16 protein-coding genes and 3 pseudogenes are annotated in these 22,559 nt (G+C 53.9%); 6 read left to right on the top strand and 13 right to left on the bottom strand.

Annotated elements, in window-relative coordinates; genetic code table 11:
• Positions 1 to 19 precede the first annotated feature (19 nt).
• A pseudogene (locus DBV39_RS02170) lies at positions 20 to 336 on the bottom strand (transposase); the annotation flags it as partial.
• A 263-nt stretch (positions 337 to 599) separates the two neighbouring features.
• A complete protein-coding gene (locus DBV39_RS02165) occupies positions 600 to 1,823 on the bottom strand; it encodes a tyrosine-type recombinase/integrase (RefSeq protein WP_108620155.1) in 1,224 nt (407 codons plus the stop codon).
• Positions 1,824 to 1,980: 157 nt separating this feature from the next.
• Between DBV39_RS02165 and DBV39_RS02160 the strand changes: the two are divergent.
• Positions 1,981 to 2,340, top strand: a pseudogene (locus DBV39_RS02160) (integrase core domain-containing protein); the annotation flags it as partial.
• Between the two features lie 32 nt (positions 2,341 to 2,372).
• Positions 2,373 to 3,052, top strand: a pseudogene (locus DBV39_RS02155) (IS630 family transposase); the annotation flags it as partial.
• Positions 3,053 to 3,086: 34 nt separating this feature from the next.
• Here DBV39_RS02155 and DBV39_RS02150 read toward each other — a convergent pair.
• Positions 3,087 to 3,797: an IclR family transcriptional regulator gene (locus DBV39_RS02150; protein ID WP_159078741.1), complete on the bottom strand. Its 711-nt coding sequence runs from the start codon at positions 3,795 to 3,797 to the stop codon at positions 3,087 to 3,089.
• A gap of 207 nt (positions 3,798 to 4,004) precedes the next feature.
• Between DBV39_RS02150 and DBV39_RS02145 the strand changes: the two genes are divergently transcribed.
• The gene (locus DBV39_RS02145) at positions 4,005 to 5,189 is read left to right on the top strand and encodes a thiolase C-terminal domain-containing protein (RefSeq protein WP_227870770.1); all 1,185 of its coding nucleotides are present in this window, start codon (positions 4,005 to 4,007) and stop codon (positions 5,187 to 5,189) included.
• A gap of 15 nt (positions 5,190 to 5,204) precedes the next feature.
• Positions 5,205 to 5,600 carry a Zn-ribbon domain-containing OB-fold protein gene (locus DBV39_RS02140; protein WP_108620152.1) on the top strand — a complete coding sequence of 132 codons (396 nt, stop codon included), beginning with the start codon at positions 5,205 to 5,207 and terminating at the stop codon, positions 5,598 to 5,600.
• A 272-nt stretch (positions 5,601 to 5,872) separates the two neighbouring features.
• On the opposite strand, the gene DBV39_RS02135 is transcribed toward DBV39_RS02140, so the two are convergent.
• The 8 genes from DBV39_RS02135 to DBV39_RS02100 all read right to left on the bottom strand — a co-directional run bounded on the left by DBV39_RS02135 (position 5,873) and on the right by DBV39_RS02100 (position 15,323).
• The gene (locus tag DBV39_RS02135) at positions 5,873 to 6,949 is read right to left on the bottom strand and encodes an IS630 family transposase (RefSeq protein ID WP_108623030.1); all 1,077 of its coding nucleotides are present in this window, start codon (positions 6,947 to 6,949) and stop codon (positions 5,873 to 5,875) included.
• A 70-nt stretch (positions 6,950 to 7,019) separates the two neighbouring features.
• Positions 7,020 to 8,393: an MmgE/PrpD family protein gene (locus DBV39_RS02130; RefSeq protein WP_108620151.1), complete on the bottom strand. Its 1,374-nt coding sequence runs from the start codon at positions 8,391 to 8,393 to the stop codon at positions 7,020 to 7,022.
• Between the two features lie 26 nt (positions 8,394 to 8,419).
• Positions 8,420 to 9,616 (bottom strand): iron-containing alcohol dehydrogenase, encoded by a 1,197-nt coding sequence (locus tag DBV39_RS02125; protein ID WP_108620150.1) that lies wholly within the window; start codon positions 9,614 to 9,616, stop codon positions 8,420 to 8,422.
• A gap of 10 nt (positions 9,617 to 9,626) precedes the next feature.
• Positions 9,627 to 10,814 carry an acyl-CoA dehydrogenase family protein gene (locus DBV39_RS02120; protein ID WP_108620149.1) on the bottom strand — a complete coding sequence of 396 codons (1,188 nt, stop codon included), beginning with the start codon at positions 10,812 to 10,814 and terminating at the stop codon, positions 9,627 to 9,629.
• Positions 10,815 to 10,886: 72 nt separating this feature from the next.
• On the bottom strand, positions 10,887 to 11,663 hold the full coding sequence (locus DBV39_RS02115) for an enoyl-CoA hydratase/isomerase family protein (protein ID WP_108620148.1): 777 nt from the start codon (positions 11,661 to 11,663) through the stop codon (positions 10,887 to 10,889).
• Between the two features lie 38 nt (positions 11,664 to 11,701).
• The gene (locus DBV39_RS02110; protein WP_108620147.1) at positions 11,702 to 12,910 is read right to left on the bottom strand and encodes a CaiB/BaiF CoA transferase family protein; all 1,209 of its coding nucleotides are present in this window, start codon (positions 12,908 to 12,910) and stop codon (positions 11,702 to 11,704) included.
• Positions 12,907 to 14,151, bottom strand: coding sequence for a CaiB/BaiF CoA transferase family protein (locus tag DBV39_RS02105; RefSeq protein WP_108620146.1), 1,245 nt, complete (start codon positions 14,149 to 14,151; stop codon positions 12,907 to 12,909). Before DBV39_RS02105 ends, DBV39_RS02110 begins: the two co-directional genes overlap by 4 nt.
• A gap of 197 nt (positions 14,152 to 14,348) precedes the next feature.
• The gene (locus DBV39_RS02100) at positions 14,349 to 15,323 is read right to left on the bottom strand and encodes a Bug family tripartite tricarboxylate transporter substrate binding protein (RefSeq protein WP_159078740.1); all 975 of its coding nucleotides are present in this window, start codon (positions 15,321 to 15,323) and stop codon (positions 14,349 to 14,351) included.
• A gap of 413 nt (positions 15,324 to 15,736) precedes the next feature.
• Here DBV39_RS02100 and DBV39_RS02095 point away from each other — a divergent pair, with 413 nt between their 5' ends.
• Entirely contained in the window at positions 15,737 to 16,693 is a 957-nt protein-coding gene (locus DBV39_RS02095) for a Bug family tripartite tricarboxylate transporter substrate binding protein (RefSeq protein WP_108623029.1), read from the top strand.
• 394 nt (positions 16,694 to 17,087) lie between these two features.
• Here DBV39_RS02095 and DBV39_RS02090 read toward each other — a convergent pair whose 3' ends face one another.
• Together DBV39_RS02090 and DBV39_RS02085 are read right to left on the bottom strand one after the other, a co-directional pair.
• A complete protein-coding gene (locus DBV39_RS02090) occupies positions 17,088 to 17,855 on the bottom strand; it encodes a glutaredoxin family protein (protein ID WP_159078739.1) in 768 nt (255 codons plus the stop codon).
• A 155-nt stretch (positions 17,856 to 18,010) separates the two neighbouring features.
• A complete protein-coding gene (locus DBV39_RS02085) occupies positions 18,011 to 20,905 on the bottom strand; it encodes a transporter substrate-binding domain-containing diguanylate cyclase (RefSeq protein ID WP_108620143.1) in 2,895 nt (964 codons plus the stop codon).
• A gap of 583 nt (positions 20,906 to 21,488) precedes the next feature.
• On the opposite strand from DBV39_RS02085, the gene DBV39_RS02080 reads away from it, so the two are divergent.
• Positions 21,489 to 22,487 carry an ATP-grasp domain-containing protein gene (locus tag DBV39_RS02080; RefSeq protein ID WP_108620142.1) on the top strand — a complete coding sequence of 333 codons (999 nt, stop codon included), beginning with the start codon at positions 21,489 to 21,491 and terminating at the stop codon, positions 22,485 to 22,487.
• The last annotated feature ends 72 nt before the right edge of the window (positions 22,488 to 22,559 follow it).

Here is a 22,559-nt window from a genome sequence, read left to right as displayed (position 1 = left end):
CAGGCTGATCGCCGGACCCCAGCGACTCCAGTCCGTTATAGAAATGCAATTCTCTCCGCTCATAGGCTGCCTGCAGTCGCATCAGAAACAGCCGACGAAACAGTCTGGAGAGTACGCGAACCAGTAGGAAGAACCCCGGGCGACAAGCCACCCAGCGATCACCCTGTGGGCTCAGTCCTCCCCGGGGACTACACAGTGCAGGTGCGGATGATGCTGCAGGTTCTGACCCCAGGTGGCCAGGATCGCAATCAACCCGATCTCGGCACCCAGATGTTTCGGATCCCGGGCAATCGTTTGCAAGGTTTCGGCTGTGGCCTGAAACAGCAGATCATAGACGGCGGGAAGCGGTGATGAGGAGGCGTATCCCCTGCTGATCGCATATCGATAAAACCCCGAGAGCAGACGAAACTTGACTCTCCAGGTTGAAGTGACTGGACCCTTGCCTTGAAGAAACGACAGCACCTGGTGTGCTACCGGAGTGTCAATATCCACATCACCCATCGTGCACGCATACTGGCGTAAAGTGCGTCGGGCTGTCGTAGACTTCAGACCCATCGATTTCTGAAACTCGATATACGTCTCGATGGCGTTTGCAAGTTTCATGGCAGATCTCCCAGATCGAAATTCCCAACTTGCCGCAGTGCCACCATGTCAACCTTCGCGTATGTCCGGGTTGCCAGCATAGTCTGGTGACCAAGGTGATCACCAATCTCCTTGAGGGTCGACCCTTGATTGATCAGACGGGTCGCACAGGCATGGCGAAGTGCATGAGGCCCGCGATGTGCAGCCTCAATGCCGAGAGCGGTGAACTTCTTGTTTACGATCTTGTAGATCGCTGCCCGAGTCATTGGGCGCAAAGGGGAATGCACACTCAAAAACACTTCTGGGAAAGATCTATCAGAACGTACGTGATCAACGTAGTGTGCAAGGGCTTGTGCCACGGATTCCACCAAGGGGTACTCCTGGGGTTGCCGCCGTTTGAGCCGGAACACTCTAATGACACGTCGGCGCCAGTCAACCTGATCCAGTCGTAAAGTCGCGACTTCCGTGGCCCGCATGCCATAGATCGACAACAGCATCAGAATGGCTCGATCGCGAACGTCATTCACACGATCGCTCTGGGTTGCCGCCAGAACTCTTTGCACATCATCCCAACCCGGTGCGTAAGGTAGCGTCTCTTGCCCATAAATGCGGGGGCTGCGTATCGTCTCGGCCAACAGGGGCTTGCACCAACCTTGCGAGGCCCCATAGCGCAGAAAGATTCTCAAGATCGTGGCTATATTGGCTACAGTGATGCGACCCCAGTGATGGGCATCCTCATCCATGAAGTAGTTATCGATGTCGGATGGAACCAGTTTCCCCAGGCCTAGCCCGTGCGTGTCGCACCAGATCAGGAAATCGCGAACGCGGGATCGCCAACCTGCAATGGTGGTCTGCGAGAATCCGCGCTCATTGCGCATCCACAGGCAGTACTGATCAAGTTGATCTTGAAACGAGTAGGTCTTGACAGGCTCCGTCCACCAACCAAGGAATCGCAACCACGGTCGGGTGACATTAATGAATCGCGCTCTGGTGGTCGATGAGTTGTGATGACTGACTCGCCTGTCAGTCAGATCATCCAAGGCCTCGGAGTCAAAAACTTTGGTGCCATTCGAGCCAATCAGTTTGGCTGCCCACAAGAGCTCATTGCACTTGGTGCGCAACGACCAGTAAGTTGCTCCGGAATCGGCGCAATGCTTTATGTACCGATCCCGCTCCTGAGCAAGGGGACCTTCTTGATGCCGACGTAGAGCATCGGCAGAAAGCAGAAGCGTCTCAAACATGGTGAACCTCCATTACATAGGTGGATCACCAGATCACTCCTGATTTTATGTTGCGTCAAGCTCCTTGAGTCTAGGCCCGCGCTGGCTCATGTACATTGGCAGCACAACATATCTTCGGGCGCAACATACTAGGGGAAAATGTGTTCGAACACATTTCCCATTCGCCGAATCGCTTTTTAAAACAGCCAAGTACCGACCCGAGTTTCCGGCCCGTGGATTCAAGTCGCTGGAAGCTGCACGTCAGTGGGGAGCGACGTTTGTGCATTGGTACAACCATGAACACCGCCACAGTGGCATCCAGTACGTCACGCCGGACCAACGGCATCGTGGTGAAGACATCAAGATTCTCGGTGCCCGCGATGCGCTGTACCAACAACAGAAACGGAACAATCCGGCCCGTTGGTCAGGACAAACCAGGAACTGGTCGCCGGTCGGTGCAGTCACCCTGAACCCGGAACGAGAGGAGGCGGTGAAAGCCGAGATTCAGACCAAAGATAAAAAGCGATTTGTTGCATGATTCAGGCGACAACCCCCTTGACATGCTCCGCCCATCTGACACAGACTTTTAAAATTAGCAACGATCCGAACTTTGCAGAAAAAGTGGTCGACATTGTCGGACTCTATATGAATCCCCCTGCAAACGCGATGGTGCTATCCTTCGATGAGAAGACACGGATCCAGGCATTGGACAGAACTCAGGTCCAGTTGCCACACTTACCTCCTCGTCCCGGTCAGGTCGAGCGTCGTACGCATGATGACAAGCGCAACGGTACCGCCAGTCTGTATGCCGCCTTTGACTTGGCCTCAGGAAAGATCATCGGGCGAGTGACCGAGCGCCATCGTGCGAAAGAATTCCTCGAATTTATGCGGCAGATCGAGCGCAACACACCAAAAGAACTGAACCTGCACGTGATTCTGGACAATAGCTCAACGCACAAGACCGCTGATGTGAAAGCCTGGCTGGAAAAGCACCCTCGCATCAAACTGCATTTCACGCCGACCAGTGCATCCTGGCTCAATGCGGTTGAACGATGGTTCGGTCAACTCGAGCGCAGAGCCCTGTACCGCGGATGCTTCACCAGCGCGTGAAAGATCTGCGAGACGCCATCAAGACATTCACTGAGACGCACAACAAGCTCAGCGCCAAACCGATTCGCTGGGCCAAATCGGATGATCCGATTCTGGCCAGCGTGGATCGTGCAAAAACGGCGATGTTTTTAAATAATTGAACTAACCAATCAGTACACTAGAGTTCGAACAGCTTTACAGATCCATACTTGCAAACTCGGCCTCTTTGAGCCGGCTCTGGATTGTCGCCACCGCATTTTGCAAAGAAGAGACCTTATCCGCAATGTTCGGACCTGACAGTCGCTCTCTGAGCGCCGAGATACTCAATGCACCAACAGGTCGACTCATGGTTCCAATGATTGGTGTCGCCATCGACCGGATCCCGTCGACTTCGACGACTTCGTTGATCAGGTAGCCGTCCACCCTGGAGTTATTGATCTGTTTCCACATTTTCTCCAGACTGAAGGTCGGATAGTTTTGTTCGATACGAGCTCTGTTCGCACTCCAGATGCGCTCAATCTCATCATCTGGCAAAGCGCTCAAAATTGCCAGCGCTCCACCACCGATGTTAAGCGGCCTGCGTCGTCCGATATCAAGCACAAACGCCTTGATCGGGAACGCACCCTCCGCTCGCCCAATGCAGACACCATCTAGACCGGAGCGGATCGTCAGAAAAACGGTGTCTCCGGTCTCCTGTGCAACGCGCTGCAGCATCGGCTGGCAGATGTCCCGCAAATCAAGTGGCGGTGCAGCAGCAACCCCCATTTCATAGACCAGAGAGCCAAGGTAATAGCGACGATTATTCTCATCCTGCCGCACAAGGCCCTCGGCAACCAGTGCCTGAAGAATCCGGTGAGTCGTTGGCCTGGTCAGCCCTGCACCTCGATACAAATCGATCAATCTCATGCCGGCCCTGTTGTGGGTTGTGATCAACCGCAATAACAACGCACAACGCTGGATCGTTTGAGTTCCGCTGCGGAGATTTTCAGTAGTCATTTTTATGAATTTTACAAAGTGGACTTTTTGACAGAAATACCAACATTATTTTCGCTCTCACCCCATTAATATCTCACTATCAGACAACAAAAGTCCACAATAAGGGAGATTCGCATTGTGCAAGATAACATAGCAGATGGAAGCACGGATACATCGGACATCTCGGCTGTCGTCGGGATAGGACACACAGATTATGTCGATGACTATAGACGGGTTCGCAACGGAGAGAAGCCACACGACTCCTACGGCTATGCAACCGTCGCGTTCAAGAAAGCGCTCGCCGATGCGGGCATTGATCGCAGCGAGGTCGATGGCCTGATCGTAGGGCCAACCACCGCATACGAACGTATGGGCGAGATTCTGAACATTGATCCAACCTGGGGAGGCCAGGCCGATGCGGTGCAGGCTGTATTTCAGGCCGTGATGGCGATCAAGTCTGGCATGGCAGAAGTTGTGGCGCTGGTGTACGGCAATGATCAGCGCTCGGCGGCGGTTCAGTACGGAGGACCGCAAGCCATGGGAGGCCAGTCGTTTCTCTCGTACGTTTACCACAGCCCTTGGGGCCTGACTTCTCAGGGAGCGCTTTACGCACTAATGTTTCAACGTTACAAAGCGCTTTGGGACCTCTCGGACAAGGATCTCGGACAGGTCGCAGTCGGTCAGCGGCAATGGGCCTCTCTCAACCCTAATGCCATCATGAGCAAGAAGCCGTTGACAATTGACGACTATCTTGCTGCACCGTACGTCGCAGAACCCTTGCGCCTGAACGACTATTGTCTGATCAACGATGGAGGTGTTGCGTTGATCATCATGGAGGCCAGTCGCGCAAGAAAGGTAGCACAGAAACCGGTCTACATTCGTGGCCTGGGTCGCTCTGATCTGAACCACCAGGCAACAAGCCTCGGTCCTCGACTCGTTGACTTCTACCGACCCGCACAACAGAAAGCGGCTCAACAGGTTTATTCGGCTGCCGGAATCGGGCCGAAAGACATTGACGCGCTGCTTGTCTATGACAGCTTCACACCGCACATATTCTTTGCACTGGAAGGATTCGGTTTCTGCGAACAAGGCGAGGCAGCGCACTTCATCGCGCAAACAGGAATTGGTGTGAACGGCAAGCTACCCATCAACACACATGGCGGCCATGTTTCTGAGTCGTACATGCAAGGATGGAACCACCAGATCGAAGCAGTTCGGCAGGTACGGGGCGGACTTGACCAGCGCCAGGTGACGGATTGCAGGCATGTGCAGTACATATCCGATGTCGCAGGAAAAGCCATGTCCGTCATCTACGGCGCTTGAAAGGAGTCTCGAATAATGAGTCAGCAACCCCGCCTCTACTCTCCATATGACGAACCCATGTGGAAAAGTATCGCCCAGGGAGAAATGAAACTGCAACGCTGTACAGAGTCCGGCGTGTTCCGTTACCCGCCTGGACCTGCGTGCCCGGAAACGCTAAGTCTGAATTATGAGTGGGTTCCTATCTCCGGCAATGCGAAGATCATCTCCTGGACGGTATTTCACCGAAAGTACCTGCCTGCCTATCCCGCTCCGCATCTCGTCGTGGCCATTGAGCTTGAAGAAGGTCCCATCATGGTCAGTTACATGGATCATGATGTGATCGACCGTATCCGACTGGACGCACCGGTGAAACTTGAATACGTTGATCATCCTGACGGATACAGGATCCCGAAAGCCGTTCTGGCAGACTGAGTACGCCGCTAGCCTTTGTACGATCTTCGCGTTCGCGATCAACTGCAATACTGGTTGGTTGCGAACGCGAGATTAAGCTGACACCGCACTGGACTGGCCAGGGTTCGCGCATTTTCTTTAACCGCATGGAGGGACGACTCATGATTGCCTCAGGCGCAAACGACCCGCCACACAGACAGGACTGACCCGGTGCGCGACAAGCCCCGCCGTTCAGGCCTGGGAGGAAGTCAATAATCTTGCATGCTGACTGAGGTTCATTCAGTGATTCGGAATCAAGAATTTTCTGCACGTCCCACACTGGCCAGAATTGCATCAGCCGATTTGGTCCAGCGAAACGGTTTGGCGCTGAGCTTGTTGTGTGTATCAATGAATGTCTTGATGGTTTCCCGTAAATCTTTCACGCTGGTGAAGCCTCCCCGATCAAGGGCCTTGCCCTCGAGATGACCGAACCATTGTCCGACCTCCTCAAGCCAGCATGCGCTAGTAGGCGTGGAGTGCAGCTTGATGCGAGGATTCCTCTCCAGCCAGGCTTTTACTGCTACGGTCTTGTGCGCTGAGCTGTTGTCCAGAATCACATGCAGGTCCAGCTCTTTCGGGGTGTCGTGATCGATCTGCCAGATGAAATCGAGGAAAGCTTGTGCACGATGGCGCTCGGTCACGCGCCCGATGACCTTGCCGGAGGCCACATCAAAAGCGGCATACAGACTTGCAGTACCATTGCGCTTGTCATCATGCGTACGACGCTCGACCTGACCGGGACGAGGAGGTAAGTGTGGTAACTGGACCTGAGTTCTGTCCAGAGCCTGGATCTGTGTCTTCTCATCGACGGATAGCACCATCGCGTTGTCAGGAGGATTCATGTAGAGCCCGACGATGTCGATCACCTTCTCGACAAAGTCCGGATCGTTGTTGATCTTGAAAGTCTGGCTCAGATGAGGTTTCAAGCCTGCGGCTTCCCAGACCTGACTGACTTGCCAGACTGTGGTGTCCGTGTACTTGGCCATCAGGCGCAGGCTCCAGTGGGTGGCTTCTTTCGGCACCTGATGCACGGTCTTGTCCAGGATCTCCCGAACCTTCTTCTCACTGAGTTTGCGGGGCTGACCCGGGCGAGGCAAATCGTTCAGTCCCTCAATGCCTTGCTCCAGATAACGCTTGCGCCACTTGAAAACTACTGGAGCCGTAACATCGAGCTTCTCGCTGACTGCCCGTGGCGTCATTCCTGCACCGAGCTCCAGCAAAATCCTGGCTCGCTGAGCCAGCCGCTGATCCAGTGTACTTTTGCGCAGCCAGCCCTGTAATGTTTCCCGATCGAGCAAGGACAGATTGAACGGTGCAGCGGGCTTGGCCATGGCAAACATCCGAAAGACTCAATAACCTTTCATGTAACTGGGTATCACCCTATAAGTCGATACATTCCAATCAAACAGCTTGCTGGATCGATTCGCACGGTAACAGAACCATGAGCTCTCGAACCGTTCGATCGGAATGAGTGAGCGCTGTTTCAAAAAAAGCATCCCCCTGGTCAGCAAAGCCACCAAATGACATACAGTCATCCCATTTTATCTTGAGTTCCTGGTCGCTTAATGGATGTTGCATGGATCCATGCAAGGTCGTGATTTTTTTTCGGATAGATTGACCATTTACAAGTTCAACAGTCAGTTCGTTCCAGCGAGGAGTCTGGGGACCAGCACACTCTGCTTTGGTAACTTTCGACAGGAATGACTGAATTTCGGGCCTCATGACAGCCTCATCCGTAAAACTAGCCAGACTCATTCGTCGATCCACGACTGCCGCTGCCATGGCATATTCCATGCTGAATTTGGCCTCAAGACCAGTTGTGGGCCGGCTGTGAATCAAAGGCACTAAAGCGCGGTAGTTGCTCGTCACATGAATCGCCCTCACCTGTTGCGCCTCAAACCGGTGTTCACGGACAAGCGAAAGTATCCCGTCCAGGGAGCGGTGCGCTGCGTAGCACATCGGGTACTTCTTGATTTCAATGCCACTGTTCAACAATTCATGTGGGCTCGACTCCAATCCGGCAAGGCACTCGTCCAGCCGTTCATACTCACCATACAGGCGCGTAAATCCTTGCTCCCCGTCAAGCGCTTCATCACTGGCAGTCATCCCGAACTGTGCAAGCAGCGCAGCGGTCATGCCGGCAACCCCACACTGTCCAGTCTGAAAAGACTTGGCCATCGTCCCAAAGTTTCCCCGGGTACCAGCAGCTTGTGCGACGGCAAGTCCAATGCAGTTGACCGTTTGATCCTCAGTGAGCCCAAGCAAGTTCGAGCAGGCGATCGCTGCACCAATTGTGCCCAGTGTAGTGGTCGCGTGCCAGCCCTTTGCGTAATGATCCTGGACCATTGCACGGGCGATTCTGACCATTACCTCAAATCCGACGACGTACGCAGCAGCAACTCTGGAAACTGTCAGATCGTTTGCCTCTCCCAGTGCCAGCAATGGCGGCAACAACGCAATACTGGGATGCCCGCGAAGCGGTGAGTTCACATCGTCGAAATCTAGCACATGCGCAGCAATTCCATTATACAAAACGCAGGCATGCAGCGACAGTCTATGCCTTTCACCCCAGGCGCGCGCCACTTCCTGCGAAGGCAGGGACCGTGCATATTTCATACCGATCAAGCTGGCTGGCTCGTGTCTGCCTGCTACACCAACCCCTACCGTATCAATAATGGCCCTGCCCACCTGATGGGACAGATCATCAGTCAGATGCCGCTGATCAAGCTGACTTGCAAACTTTGCAATCAACCGGGAAGCATTCAATTCACTCATATATTTGGTCCTGCTGCGATCGCGAGTTAAAGAGACTGCTCCAGGATCCGCTCGAGCCGATCCCGGTGCAGATGCAGTCCCCCGCTACGGTTGGCGTTGAAATTGTGTAAAGAATTATGCAAAGCTGGAAGGAGATCACTTAGCTCGACCCCATGTTCGCCCAGCGTCAACGGAAATCCAAACTGAGCAAAATAGTCTCTGACTTGCTGGCAGACTCGATCTGGGTCCCCAGCCTCGCACGGCTCGAGACCGAGTCGCGCACCAATTGTTTCGACCGCGGTTGAAGACAGGTCGTGAAAGTTCTGAATTGCTGCCGGAGTCAGTATGGCATGCGTAATGCCCTGATCCAGGTGCCGCACACGATTGAACAATGCTGCGCCCAGCGCATAGACACTACTGGCAATCCAGTGAACATCAAATGGGCGTCCACCATCATCCTCGTCTCGGTTCTGCAGCAATGCAGCAGCGCAAAGACTCATGCGAGCGGTCACATCCTCAGGATCACCCGCCCGGGGAAGACTGGTTCGAGCCAACTCGAACGCATGCAGACGAGAGGCCTGGACCAGCGGGTTCGCCGTATCAATCGCCGCAATGTTCATTAGCGATCTCCAGAAAACGCTTACTCCCGTCGATATCGCCAGGGAGGGTGGCGCGGTCATGAGCGCTTCGTGATCCCAGAAAACAGCACACGGTCGTGTCTTGGGGTCGAAAAACTCCAGACGCGGACCACCGGTCGGGTTATGGATCGCCGCCCCCGCCCTGTTCTGAGCAGAGGTCGCAGCTGTAAGCACGTTGATGATGGGAGGCTTGGGAGCGAGTAGTTTTGGGCTCACCGGTGGACGGTCTTCGAAGAAACGGGTTGCAATATCCTGCACGGATTTATTCTCGCCAAGCATCATCGCCACAACTCTGGTCGCCTTGAGGACACTGCCCGCACCGACCGCAATCAGCACATCAGCTTTGATCTCGCGTGCATACTCTACCGCGCCAAGTACGTCCTCGAGCGGAGCATCCTTGCCCATATAGCCAAACATGCCAGCCCAGGATTCACCGAGTATCTCTCTGATACGGTCCGGCAACGAGGTTCTGGTGGCAACACTATTGCCACAAATCACCATTGCCTTGCTCGCTTTGAGCCGCGACATCTCTCGTGGCAAATTCTCCAGAGCCCGCTCGCCGGCATACAGGCGCATGTCACGGCTTTGCGAGATAAAGTTTATCATCAGGCTTCCTTTAATTTTCCGGCAATCCGTTTCTCAGAAGCTCACGGGCAATTACCCAGCGATGAACTTCACTTGGCCCTTCAACAATTCTCATGACGCGACACATTCTCGAAATATATTCAAGAGGTAGTCCCTTTGACACACCCATTCCACCAAAGAGCTGGATCGCACGATCGACAACCCTGGTGATCATTTCGGTACCCTGCACTTTGACCATTGAACCATCAAGGCGCACATCACCTGCGCCCGAATCCATTTTCCAGGCCATCTGGTAAACCATCAGCCTGACCATCTCCAACTCCTGGTAGCTGTCAGCAATCCACCATTGAATCGCCTGCCTGTCGGCCAGTGGCGCACCAAATGTGTGCCGGGTGTTCGCTTGCTCAATCATCATTGAAAGGCAGCGACTCGCTAATCCCAGGCACCGGGAAGCGATTTCCAGACGACGCACACCAAGGCGCTTGGACAACGGAGCGAACCCTTGCCCGACCTCGCCCAGTACCTGACTGTCGTCAAGCTCCACATTGTCAAGGACTACCTCGTAAGGGTGGTACTCACCAATCATCGGATAAGAACTGGGAACTGATAGACCAGGGGTTCCCTGATCTACGAGGAACGCAGTGAAAGCTCCTTTCTTGCCCGCTTTTCGGTCAGTAACAGCCATGACAATCATGAAATCGGATCTGCGGGCGTTGCTTATCCATATCTTGGTACCATTCAGTACCCATTTGCCGTTCCTTCGTTCTGCGCTAGTCTTGATCGCTGCAGCATCCGAGCCGGCACCAGGCTCGGAGAGAACCAGGCAGCTTTTCTTTTCACCTCGCGAGTATGGCAGCAGATACTTGTCGATCTGATCGCCCTTGCACAACTCCTTGAGCATGAAGAGATTCGGGCTCTCGGGAGGCAAGACAAATGGCACGATGCTGTGCTTGAGCTGTTCGATCACCAGACACTTGGTCAGCATTCCCAGATCCTGTCCGCCAAACTCTTGCGGAACATCAATTCCCCAAAGGCCAATCTCCCTGGCTTTGTTCTGCAGGTGTGCATCAAGCTCGGCAGGAATCAACGCTGTGTCTTCGAACCCGCGCTCAGCTTCACGTCGAATAATCAGCGGCTCGTTCGGGATGAGCTCAGATTTGACAAATCGTGCGACGGTGTCACGGACCATCCGTGAAGATTCAGGCAATTCAAAATCCATCTGTATATCCGGTCAGTTTAAAAGGAGCCTGATTCAGGCATTGAATGATGCTTAAAACGAAGTAACCCGGGGTCAGCGTCCCTTGTACTCTGGCTGGCGCTTCTCCTGAAATGCTCGACGCCCTTCGATCCGGTCCTCGGTGTCGCGCAACAGGCCGAACACGTAGCGCTCGGCGTCCATGGCGGCGGGCAAAGGCATATCCAGACCCTGATACACCAGGCGTTTGATTGCGCGCACCGATAAAGGTGCGTTTTGCGCGATTCTCAGGGCGATTGCCCGCGCCTGCGCCATGAGATCGGCGGCGGGAACAACCTGACTAACGAGACCAACCCTTAGTGCCTCTCTTGCATCAAATCGGTCACCCGTCAAGAGCATCAGCATTGCGTTCGATGCGCCGATCGCTCTTGGCAGACGCTGTGTTCCGCCGGCGCCAGGGATGCTGCCAATTCTGACTTCGGACAGTGCAAACTGTGCCCTTTCTGAGGCGATGCGAATGTCGCAAGCCAAGGCTAGCTCCATTCCACCTCCCATCGCGTAACCATTGATGGCGCAAATCAACGGTTTGTCCGTATCCAGTCCGGCAAGTAGATGATCAGACTCGGACCGGCCAAACGTCAGCTCCGCAAAGCTCTCCCTGGGTGGCATGGTTTTCTTCAGATCGGATCCGGTGCAGAACGCTTTCTCGCCTGCGCCGGTCAGTATTGCGACACGTATTGCATCGTCTGTCTTGATTCTGATCCAGGCATCATGCAGCTGCGACCGGGTTTCCGGATCAATACTGTTCATGGCCTCTGGTCTGTTGAGCGTAATGGTCGCAACGTGGTTATCGACTTCAAATACAAGTGGCATGTCTTTTTCCTCGAGAGACTGTTTCTTGAACGTATCCGTCAGTTGAGTACGCCCGATTTGCGCAACTCTTGCAACTGGTCCAAATTCAATCCCAACATGCCTTCGAGTACTTCATCGGTGTGCTGACCGATCAAGGGCGCTGGCGCATTCGGTGTGGATTGCGCCTCAGAGAACCGGTAAGGCGAGTTGTTGTACAGACTTGGTCCGACCTCAGGATGATTTAACGTAACCCAGTGCCCGCGCGCTGCCAGTTGAGGGTCGTTGCTGACAACATCGCGAGAATCGTTGACTGGACCAGCAGCAATCGACAACTGCTGCAGTCGCGCAGCCAGCACCAGTGCATCGTGCTTGCTGGTTTCCTCCTCGATCAATCGATCGATCTGGTCATGGTCCCGTCTACGATTCTCGACCAGGTCCCAGTCATCATTGACAGGCAGTCCAAGGGCTTTGACCAATGCCAACCACTGTGTCTGATTCTGTATACTGATCGTGATCCATCGGTCATCCCCATTCGCACGGTAGACACCTTGCGGCGCATAGTCCCGATGCCGATTGCCGCACCTGGTGTCAACCACGCCGTTGACGGTGTAGTTCATAAGCGAAGGGGCTATCATGCACAACGTAGGTTCGACCTGCGCAATATCAATCTGTTGTCCCTGACCCGTCCTTCGCTGATGACGCAAAGCTGCCAGAATCGCAAAGGCGGCATGGCCCGGGTTGGGGATATGATCAGGATAGTTCGTACCCGTACCGGCAGGCAGGCGATCGGGCAAGCCAGTCATGTGCTGAAATCCGGTAACTGCCGTGATCGTAAGTCCGTATCCCAGGTCTGCTCGCTCGGGACCTGTAGACCCCTGCATCGACATCGCGGCATAAACGATTCGTGGTGATATTGCCCTGATCACGTCATAGCCAAGTCCAAGCTTTTCCATCACGCCTGGCGTGAAATTGTTGGTGACGAGATCGGCCTTGACGATCAGCTGCTTCGCCAGGTCCAGCCCCTGCGGATGCTTGATATTGAGTGTGATGCTTTTCTTGCTTGAATTTCGATCTGCAAAATATCCGCTTCGATTTACACCTGGCACCCCATCCTTGAACGGCTTGGTGACCCGCAGGGTATCGAGCCGGCTGGCCGTCTCGATCTTGATGACATCTGCACCAAGGTCAGCTAGCAACTTGGTCGTGTAAGAGCCTGCCCCGATCCAGGTAAAGTCAATTACCCGCAATCCATCAAGAATTTTTTTCATGATTTCCCCCGCCCCGCACTTGACTGTTCAACCTGTGACGCATCGAAACCGGCCCAATTCAGAATCTCGGCGTTATGTTCGCCAAGTTCAGGTGCCGCACGTTCAAGTCTCCATGGAGTTTCAGACAGAAGCGAAGGAGCCCCAGGCATTCTGATGCGTGTATGTTTCGAGTCCTCAATATCGACAAAAAACTTTCTGTGCTCACGTTGTCCGCTCGAAGCGATATCGCTGGCATCACAGATAGGCGCAACAGGGATACGGCGGGCACGGCCTTTTGCCTGCAGTTCGGCCTTGGTTAACTGGCGCGCAAATGGTGAGAACACATCATCGAAGATCGCCTTGGCTTCATCACTGGCCAGAAATGCCTGATCGTTCCATCTTGGCTCTCTGAACTGCCGTGCTTTATCCAGCTTTTCTTCGAGCAACCAGTCTGTGGTGATTGACCAAAATCGGTTGCTGCCAATACCACCGGCCATCAGATAAATGAAACCGTCCTTGCATGCAAACACGCCCGTACCGGCAAGTCTCTGAGTGCCTGCATTTCGCTTTCGAACCGTGCCCTCCAGGTCATAGAACTGCACGGCGTTCTCTAGCCCCAACACCACACATTCCTGCATGGATACGTCAATGTGCTGCCCTTGTCCCGAAATTTCGGCATCCAGAATGCAGGCCATTGTCGCGACGGATGCAAACAGGTTGGCCGCTCCGATCGCTTGCTCACCGCAGGCGACCATCGGAGCTGTGTCGGGATAGCCTGCAAGGTAAAGCATGCCTCCCATGCCCATCGCCGTCAGATCTGTTGCCTGCCAGTGCGCAAACGGACCGTCCTGACCAAACGCAGTCACGCTCGTCATGATCAGTGCCGGATTGATCTTGCTAAGCGTCTGATAGTCAAGTCCTCGTGCAGCCATGACTCCAGGCTGCTCACTTTCCAGGACAATCTGGCATTTTCTCGCCAATGCGAGAAACACGCTCTTGTCCCGAACACAATCCAGATTCAGTGCGATGCTGCGTTTGTTCGTGTTCTGATACTGAAAAACCAGACTTGCATTGAGGTCGTCACGACCATTGATGAATGGGGCGGATTTCCGCGTTGGAGCACCATCGGGTGGTTCAACAAGGATTACATTTGCCCCCATATCGGCAAAAAGCTTGCCGCAGTAATTACCAAGTGGACCTGCGATATCCAGGATTGTGATCCCTTCAAGTGCATTGCTGGGAGTAATCTTCTGAGTCTGCATCAGTAAAGTTCTATGGACAGTAAAAAAGAGAACCGGATGTAATCGTGCCCAGTCCGGCGAGCTCCACCCGGAGGTTCTGCGGGATGAACTGGCCTCACGGCCCTGGAATTGATCTGAGCGCCACCTCGTTTACAAGGAGGTGGCTTCTTCACATTCCTGTAGTGAACGACACTGTGGAACCGGGCACATCCTCTGGACTACTGGGACTGGTAGATGCCAGCCTTCTTCGCTGTGGTTGCCCACTTCTGAAGATTGGTTTCAATCGACTTGCGCATTTCATCAGGCGTGCTTGCAACGATGGTGTACCCCAGCGCCTCGAGCTTCGGACGATTGTTGTTCAAACCCTGAACAATCGCCTCGCTGAGTTTTTGCTGAACAGCAGGATCCGCCCCACCCGGCATATTGAACCCATACCAGGTGTTTGAATCGTAGCCATCCAGCCCTATTTCCTGAAAGGTTCTGACGTCAGGAAGGATCGCGCTGCGCTCCGGGCTTCCAATGCCCAGAATTCTGATCTTGTTGTCTGCAGCAAGCGCCTTGGCGGATGCTGTTTGCACGAGCATCATGTCAATGTGCCCGCCGAGCAGGTCTGTCATAGCCGGAGCGCCGCCACGATAAGGGATATGCTGAATATCCACTTCAGCCATTTCCTTCATTAATTCCCCGGCCATATGCTGGGAGCTGCCCACACCGGCCGAACCATAACTGAGCTTGGTTGGGTTATTTCGTGCAAAATCCAGCAATTCCTCCATTGTCTGAAAGGGCGAATTCGTGTTAACAACCAGCACCAGAGGAACGCTCACTGCAACGGACAGTGGACTGAAATCCTTTAGTGAGTCATACGCCAAAGACTTGTAGATTGCCGGATTCACCGACATGATTCCGTCGGTTGTCAACATGAATGTATAGCCATCAGGATCCTGGCGCCTGACATAATCCGATGCAATGGTGCCACCAGCCCCGGCACGATTCTCGGCAATCACCGGCTGCCCGAGTATTTCGGAAACTTCATTACCGACCAGACGAGCCAGGCCGTCCGTGCTGGCACCGGCAGCGTATGGAACAACGACTTTGATCGGCTTACTCGGATAGTCATTGCTTGCAAGCACGGACGAAGCCACCATCATCGTAAGGCTCGTCATCAGCCCTTTAATCAATCGACCTTTCGACACGTTTATCTCCTCTATGTTGTTTCCGGCATCTGGTCGGCATGGTGTTCGGCAAACTGAACTGAAGGTCTTGCCTCTGACCAGATCAGAGTTGGGGATCGTAAGAAACCACCACCAGAACGTCAATTCAAAAAAGTCCATATTGCAGACTAAAATATGGAATAGAATGCCAGTATCAATCATTAACCAATTAAATATCAAATGTTTATGATAAAAATTTGGACATAATTCATTCTTGATTTAATCACATTAAGATTATTTTTATCTCGTATTGTGGACTATTTTGTGGTATTGGGGACTTTCTCTCGACACTAACCGGAAGTTTTGGTTTGATGGACTGCAAGACTCCAGCGACCATTCGGAATCCGGTCGACGGCATGAAAAACAATCTGAGTCTGCAAACAGAGGAGACAGAAATGAAGGTACGTTTACTTGCGAGTGCTTTGTGCGTGGCATTGACGTCAGGAGTCGCTCATGCCGAATACCCGGACCGGCCGATTCGTGTTCTTGTCGGATATAGCCCTGGCGGTTCGGCTGACTTGATTGCCAGGCTTGTAACAGGCGCGATGTCAGAGAAGCTCGGACAGCCGATAGTGATTGAAAGCAGACCGGGTGCAGGTAGCACGATTGCCTCCAATGCACTTGCGAAAGCCCCTGCTGACGGTTACGTGCTGGGTCTGGCAACCGGCAACATCTACGGAGTCGATCAGACGGCATACAGTGTGTCATACACGGCCGACGACTTCACTCCGATCAATCTGCTCGGTAGCTATCCGCTCATTCTTGCTGTCAACACCGAAACCGGCCCAAAGTCTTTTTCTGAGTTTATGGACAAGGCGAAAGCAAACCCAGGAACGATGTTCTATTCATCTTCTGGTATCGCCGGTTCTCCGCACACATCGGCGGTCATGCTCCAGGATTACATGGGCACAGAGTTCACACACGTTCCTTTTAAGGGAGGAAACCCGGCGCTCGTTGCGGTTGCGCAAGGCGAAGTCGACTTTTCAATGGGAACAGCCCCGTCAGTACTTCCGCTAGGTCGCGGCGAAAAAGTCAGGATGCTCGCCATATCATCTGCAAAGCGGTCACCGATTGCACCAGAGCTACCCACGATTGCAGAGTCCGGTGTGGATGGATTCGAATACAGTTTCTGGTTCGGTCTGTTTGGACCAGCCGGTCTGCCAGATGATGTGACACAGAAGCTATTTGAAGTCAGCAAGGAGGTGCTTGCCGATCCGCAGGTTCAGGACAAGCTGATCAAAATTGGTAGTGAAGCCGGGACGTTTCAGAGCCGTGAAGACTTCGTGACATTCGCCAAAGAGAACGGTGAGTTCACCCTGGAGAAAGTCAATCGCGCCAGATCACTTGAATAACACATAGCTCGGACTTTGCGCCAGGCAGCCCGAAACAGTCGATTGACCAGATCGCAGATCCATTGGTCTGACGAATTGCGGCCCATGCCACGGTACCGTCAATCGAAGCGCCTGCCTGGCTACTTCTTGCTGAACCATACGGGGTTGTACCATCTGGTCGCCATTATGGCGACCAGCCTGCCCACTACGACCCGATTGTCCGTAAACCGGAACACAGAACCTTGATACTTCGGGGCGAGGACGTGACAAAGACCAACCCGCCATTCATCGTTACCCGCGAGCAACTTCCTGCAAGAACCCAGCGAGGCAGGCGATCGTACTCAATCGCAGCACTCAACCCCGTCCTGAACCCGCAAGCCCGCTTGTGAGGACGCGCCCGTAAACTCGTCTGCTCTCAGTCATCCCAGACCTTCTGGGGCATAGGCAATCCGGCAAACGCCTGGTCTGGAATGGGATCTTTCACCAGGACGTTCATGCCCTCGAGCACCCACATCAGCTGTCGTGCATGCTGGCCACAATGCCAGACAGTCCGTTCAAGAAACTGGTGCTGATTCTGCTCCCCGTAAAACACGTCAGCTCGCTTCTTCCAGTCACACGCTGCAAACGTTTTGTCATGCCAGTCGTTGAGCCGGGAACGAACAGTCTGTGCATAGGCAGCAATGTGCTCGCGACCATTGGCCCCCTCGGCAGGCCGCCGGCGATAAGACTCGACGACCAGTGGAATGCCTTCTTTTTCTTCTACGAAGGCATCGGCATTGCTGAAGATGTGATACACAAGATCCGTGTAACTGCGTGGTCTGTTGGGCAGCAGATTATGCAAAGCGTCATCTGGTATCTGAGCGTATAAACGCATTGTCCCGTCGAGAAACAGCTCCAGACGTCGCCACAGTTCCTGCGGTGGCAACATCGTCATGTCGACACCTTCAATACCGACCAGATCTGCCACATCCTTCAAGATGGCACCATTGGCCCAGCGATCACCGCGCGTGACGATCGGAACATGACGCAGCCCGAACCGGGCGAGTTCTTCAAAGGCCTGATCGTCAGCCAGAACATTACGTGACTCGAACGGCACGTCATACCTTGTCAGAAACTCTTTGGTTCTGAGACAACTGGTGCATCCGGGCTGCCAGTAAACACGAATCACATCATCCTTGCCCATCCCTGTACTCCCTCGTCTGCTTTCCTGTCTTACGAATGACGGTGTCATTGAACCTCTATAGAGAGTTAACGCAAGGAACGGGTCACGAACAGATATTTACGGATGTAGAGACGGCAACGGGGTAACAAGTTGTGACTGTTTCGGGAAACGAAACATCAAAGACTATTGCCGAGAACCCGGTTTCTCCCTTCAGCCTTGGATTGATATAAGGCCTCGTCAGCGCTGCGCAGCCAGTCGCTTGCCTGACTGTTCGCAAGCGGTATCTTCAGACAATAGCCGATGCTGACAGTCAGATTGATCCGGTTACCCTCAAAGTAGACTGGCTCGCTCGCGACACTCTCTCGCAACTGTTCCAGCTTGGTGAATGCATCAGGGTTCTGGGCGTCTTGCGTCATCAGCGAAAAAACAAGGAACTCCTCGCCACCGTAACGAACCAGACGATCCTCGGATCGAGCAAAGTGTGCTCTGAGTATCTCGGCTATACGACGCAGAGACTCATCACCCGCAGCGTGACCAAAGTTGTCATTCACCGATTTGAAATGGTCCAGATCAAGCATCGCAACCATGAAATACACTTGCTCTTGCTTCGCCTGACTGAAGAGTCTCTCGAAATCCTGGTGAAACAATGTGCGATTGCCCAGACCGGTCAAATGATCCGTCATGCCAATCAAAGCCAGCTTGCGATTGGCCAGAGCCAGCTCATTATTCAATGCCTTTAGCTTGCGCAACCAGTACGCCAGCAAAACGAGCAGGATAATCGCCCCGCCCAGCGCCTGCCATATGAGCGTGTAGTCGGTCTGCTGCTGTAGCCGCACGGTTACCCACTCGTCGCCAAGCCGACGCAACTGCGCTGGCGGAATCGAACTGACCACACGGCGCAAGATACCAGCCAGGATCTCCTGATCAGCCTGAGTGGCCATGGCAATCGATGTGTCGCCCGGCACCCGACCAATCACGCGAATATCGGCCAGCCCAAGGTCCTGAAGAGCCTGACTACTCGTTGCCAGGGTTCCGACATAACCGTAGACATCACCACTGGCGACCAGTTTCAAGCCTTGTGCCTCGCTTTCGACCTCAACAAGATCCAGGCCCGGATAGCGAACTCGCAGTTCCTGAAACAGCCCCGTCTCAGCCAGCACCGCCAGCGTCTGCCCCGCAAGCTCAGACATGGATCCGAAAAAAGCAGACTCAAGCCTTCCAAGCACCACCGTCGGCAAATTGTAATAAACGTCCGTGAACAACATAGGATGTGTTGACCGCAAGGCAACCGGTGCGGCAGCCAGCAGATCACACTGACCAGCTTCGAGCGCATCAACCGACTCGGTCCATGAAGCAGTTCTGTGGAGCTCGAGCTCAACAACAACCTGGGAGTGAACCCGGCTCAACATCCCTGACGCGAGTCCCATTTGACGCCCCGAAGTATCCACACCCTCGATCGGCATCCAGTCAGGGTGGGCACAAAAGCGCAGAACCCTGTTTCTGGAGGCTAAAAATGCCTGTTCCGCATCAGTCAGAAGCAAGGGTTCAACCCAGCCATCGGTTGCCATGAACTTGGCCCCGAGCCAGCGATTCTCGATTGCTCGCATTTCCTTGGGAGAAATCGACGCCAGCGCCTGATTCAGAATAGGCACCAGCGGCTCAAGAGCGGGTCGAACGGCAAACCTCAAGTCCTCACGAACCACATCATCAATACTCAACTCACCGGCGATATAGACATCGCCCATACCCAGCTCCCGGATCCAGTGGTTCCCGTTGTCCAGAGCGGCGAGCACAAGATCGACCTTACCTTGCTGGAGCGCCTGGAACATCGCCTCCTGACTGTCAAACGCTATCGCATTCTCGCCGATCGCAGCACGCAAGGCGGTTTCATAGAAAATACCGCCCCCGTAACCCACCCGCAGGTCTTTGACATCGTGGATCGACTTCATCCGCCTGGAAGAAGACAAGGTAAAACCGACGACTGACACATCATGATACGGATCTGTAAAACGCGCAAAAGAGTGCCGCGCCGGCAGATCAGAGATGTTCGTCATGACGTCGATTTCGCCGCGTTGAAACATCTCGATGAGCTGCCCCCAATGGCCGACCACCGGGATTGCCTGCAGGCCCGACATGTCCATCACCCGCGCCAGTACATCCACCGCAAATCCAAGAATCTGGCCACCATCTTCAAAGCTTAAAGGCGCATAGTCCCGAATCAGTCCCACGCGTAAAGGAGCTTGCTGCCTGACCGTTGCCTGCTGCGCGGGTGTCAGCACAAACCGGGCAGTTTGCAGAGACTTTCCTCCATATTCCTGCCAGCGTTCCAGCACATTCCGGATCCAGTTCGGATCAATGGCCAGAATTGCCCTCTCCAGCTGGTCATGCAGATCGAGATCATCGAGCTGAACTGCAATCCGGAAGTCCTCTGCCTCCTGACCATTGAGTGGGGCCGGCCCGACGACCTGCAAGTTCGCAAAACCCTGTTGACGCGCAAAAAACTGAAGAGTGGCCTCGGAGCCAATGATGGCATCGACCCAGCCAAATGCCAGTGCGCGCACCAGATCAGATTGCAGGTTGTATTCATGCAAATCCAAATCGGCGCCACGCAAGGAATCTGCGTAGTAAACGTCACGCAACATGCCGATGCGCAAACCCCTGAGGTCCTCTACCGAAGAAACACCCTTGAGCGGACGATTGGCATCGTGCATGACGATAGTCTGCCTGACGTGATACGGACTGGTGAAAAGCATGCGCTCGGCTCTGTCCTCACGCCAGGAAATCTCATCGACCGCATCGAGCTCGCCACGCAGAAACGCCCCATAGATCTCCGGCCAGCTTCCCATCCTGTACTCAAAGCTGACGCCACTGATTCGGCTAACCTCGTCAAGCACATCAATCGAGAAGCCCTGCAAGCCCGCGCTGCCAAAACTCGAATAAGGCTCGTTATCCGCCACCACACCTATAGAGACAGCTCTGGCGAAAGCTGTCTGACAGACAAATACCAGCAAGACAAAGCTTACGAACCGCAGGGCACTGATCCAGCCCACACGGCCGCTTATGCTATACATGTAATATAAATTTTTGATTTTGATGAGTTTTCTGCAAACCAGCTGAACGTGAGCTTAGTGTATAGGCCGCACCTCATTTCGGACACAAACAAAGCCTTAGCGCCAGAACCCATCGGCTCTTGCTCACACGCATCCTGGACAGTTGTCTCAATATATACGGTTGAACGGCCGCTCATGCAATGAGAGTCCGGGCTCTCACACCGGATCCTCCGAACGTGCCCGACCCGCCTGATGCCCCCGAACGCTCAGCACGCAGAGGTCCGACTGCGCCGGGTTGCCGGAATGGGCAAGCAAGCGCACCTTGCCTCACCGGACTCAGATACCCGCTGAAATGAGCATATGACCCAGGCAGGGTTGGAGGATATCCTCTCCTCAGGCTGTCACCAGATGAGTCGTGGTGACACATTCAATGGCTCAAACACTGGATGGCGAGCGAGAAGATTCCATGATCTTAATTACCCATGATTATAAAAAAATGACAAAAATGTCGTTCTGGTTTTAACGGGTTTTCATTACTCTGTCCCATTGTCCGGGTGTGCCGTTCCGGACAGCGTTTGTGTAGCCGGCGCCGAGAAGATGGGATATGTCGAAAATTTATGTGATTCATGAGAACTCCGCCTGGGTGGAACCATTGCAAGCTGCTTTTCGGGAACTGGATTTACCTTACGAAGAGTGGTTTCTCGACGAAGGCAACCTGGATCTGTCCGTGCCACCGCCCGAGGGGGTGTTCTACAACCGGATGAGTGCTTCGTCGCACACGCGTGATCATCGTTACGCACCTGAATACACGGCAGCGGTTCTCTCCTGGCTTGAAGCGCATGGTCGGCGGGTTGTCAATAACAGTCGTGCCCTGCAACTTGAAGTGAGCAAGGTCGCCCAGTACGTTGCCTTGCAGAACTACGGCGTCAAGACCCCGCGTACCATCGCTGCGGTTGGCAAGCAGAACATCATCGAAGCCGCCCGCCAGATGACAGGATCATTCATCACCAAACATAACCGGGCGGGCAAAGGACTGGGCGTACAGCTTTTCCATAACATCGATGCGCTGCAGGACTATGTGAACGGCGAGCAATTCGACCCGTCCGTCGATGGCATCACGCTGATCCAGCAATACATTCGCGCGCCACAACCCTACATCACACGCGTCGAATTCGTGGGCGGAGAATTCCTTTATGCCGTGCGTGTTGATACGTCACTGGGGTTCGAACTCTGCCCGGCAGACGTCTGCCAGATCGGTGATGTGTTTTGCCCGGTGGGGGAAACCGCAGCGGCAGCACAGGCAGCACCTGCAGCACCCTCGCCACGCTTTCATATCATCGAGGGTTTTGACAACCCGGTCATCCAGCGCTACCAGCGTTTCATTGCAGAAAACGGGATAGAAATTGCCGGGATTGAGTTCATCGTTGATGAAGCAGGTGAAATCTACACCTACGATGTCAATACCAATACCAACTACAACAGCGACGCTGAAGCGGTAGCGGGCGTGTACGGCATGCGTGCAATTGCGCGATATCTGGGGGAACAGTTGCATGAACTGAACGCCCGCCAGGCAAATATCCCCCAGTCTGCAGCCATTGCCTGACTGAATGTCGTTTCTATCCTTACCATTGCAACCCGAGCAGACTTCCTGCATGGGTTGCAGTGGGTTTGAGCC

This window comes from Orrella marina (assembly GCF_003058465.1).
Lineage (GTDB): Bacteria > Pseudomonadota > Gammaproteobacteria > Burkholderiales > Burkholderiaceae_B > Algicoccus > Algicoccus marinus.
The sequence above is the reverse complement of the archived record's forward strand: the minus strand, read 5'-3'. Positions and strand labels throughout refer to the sequence as shown.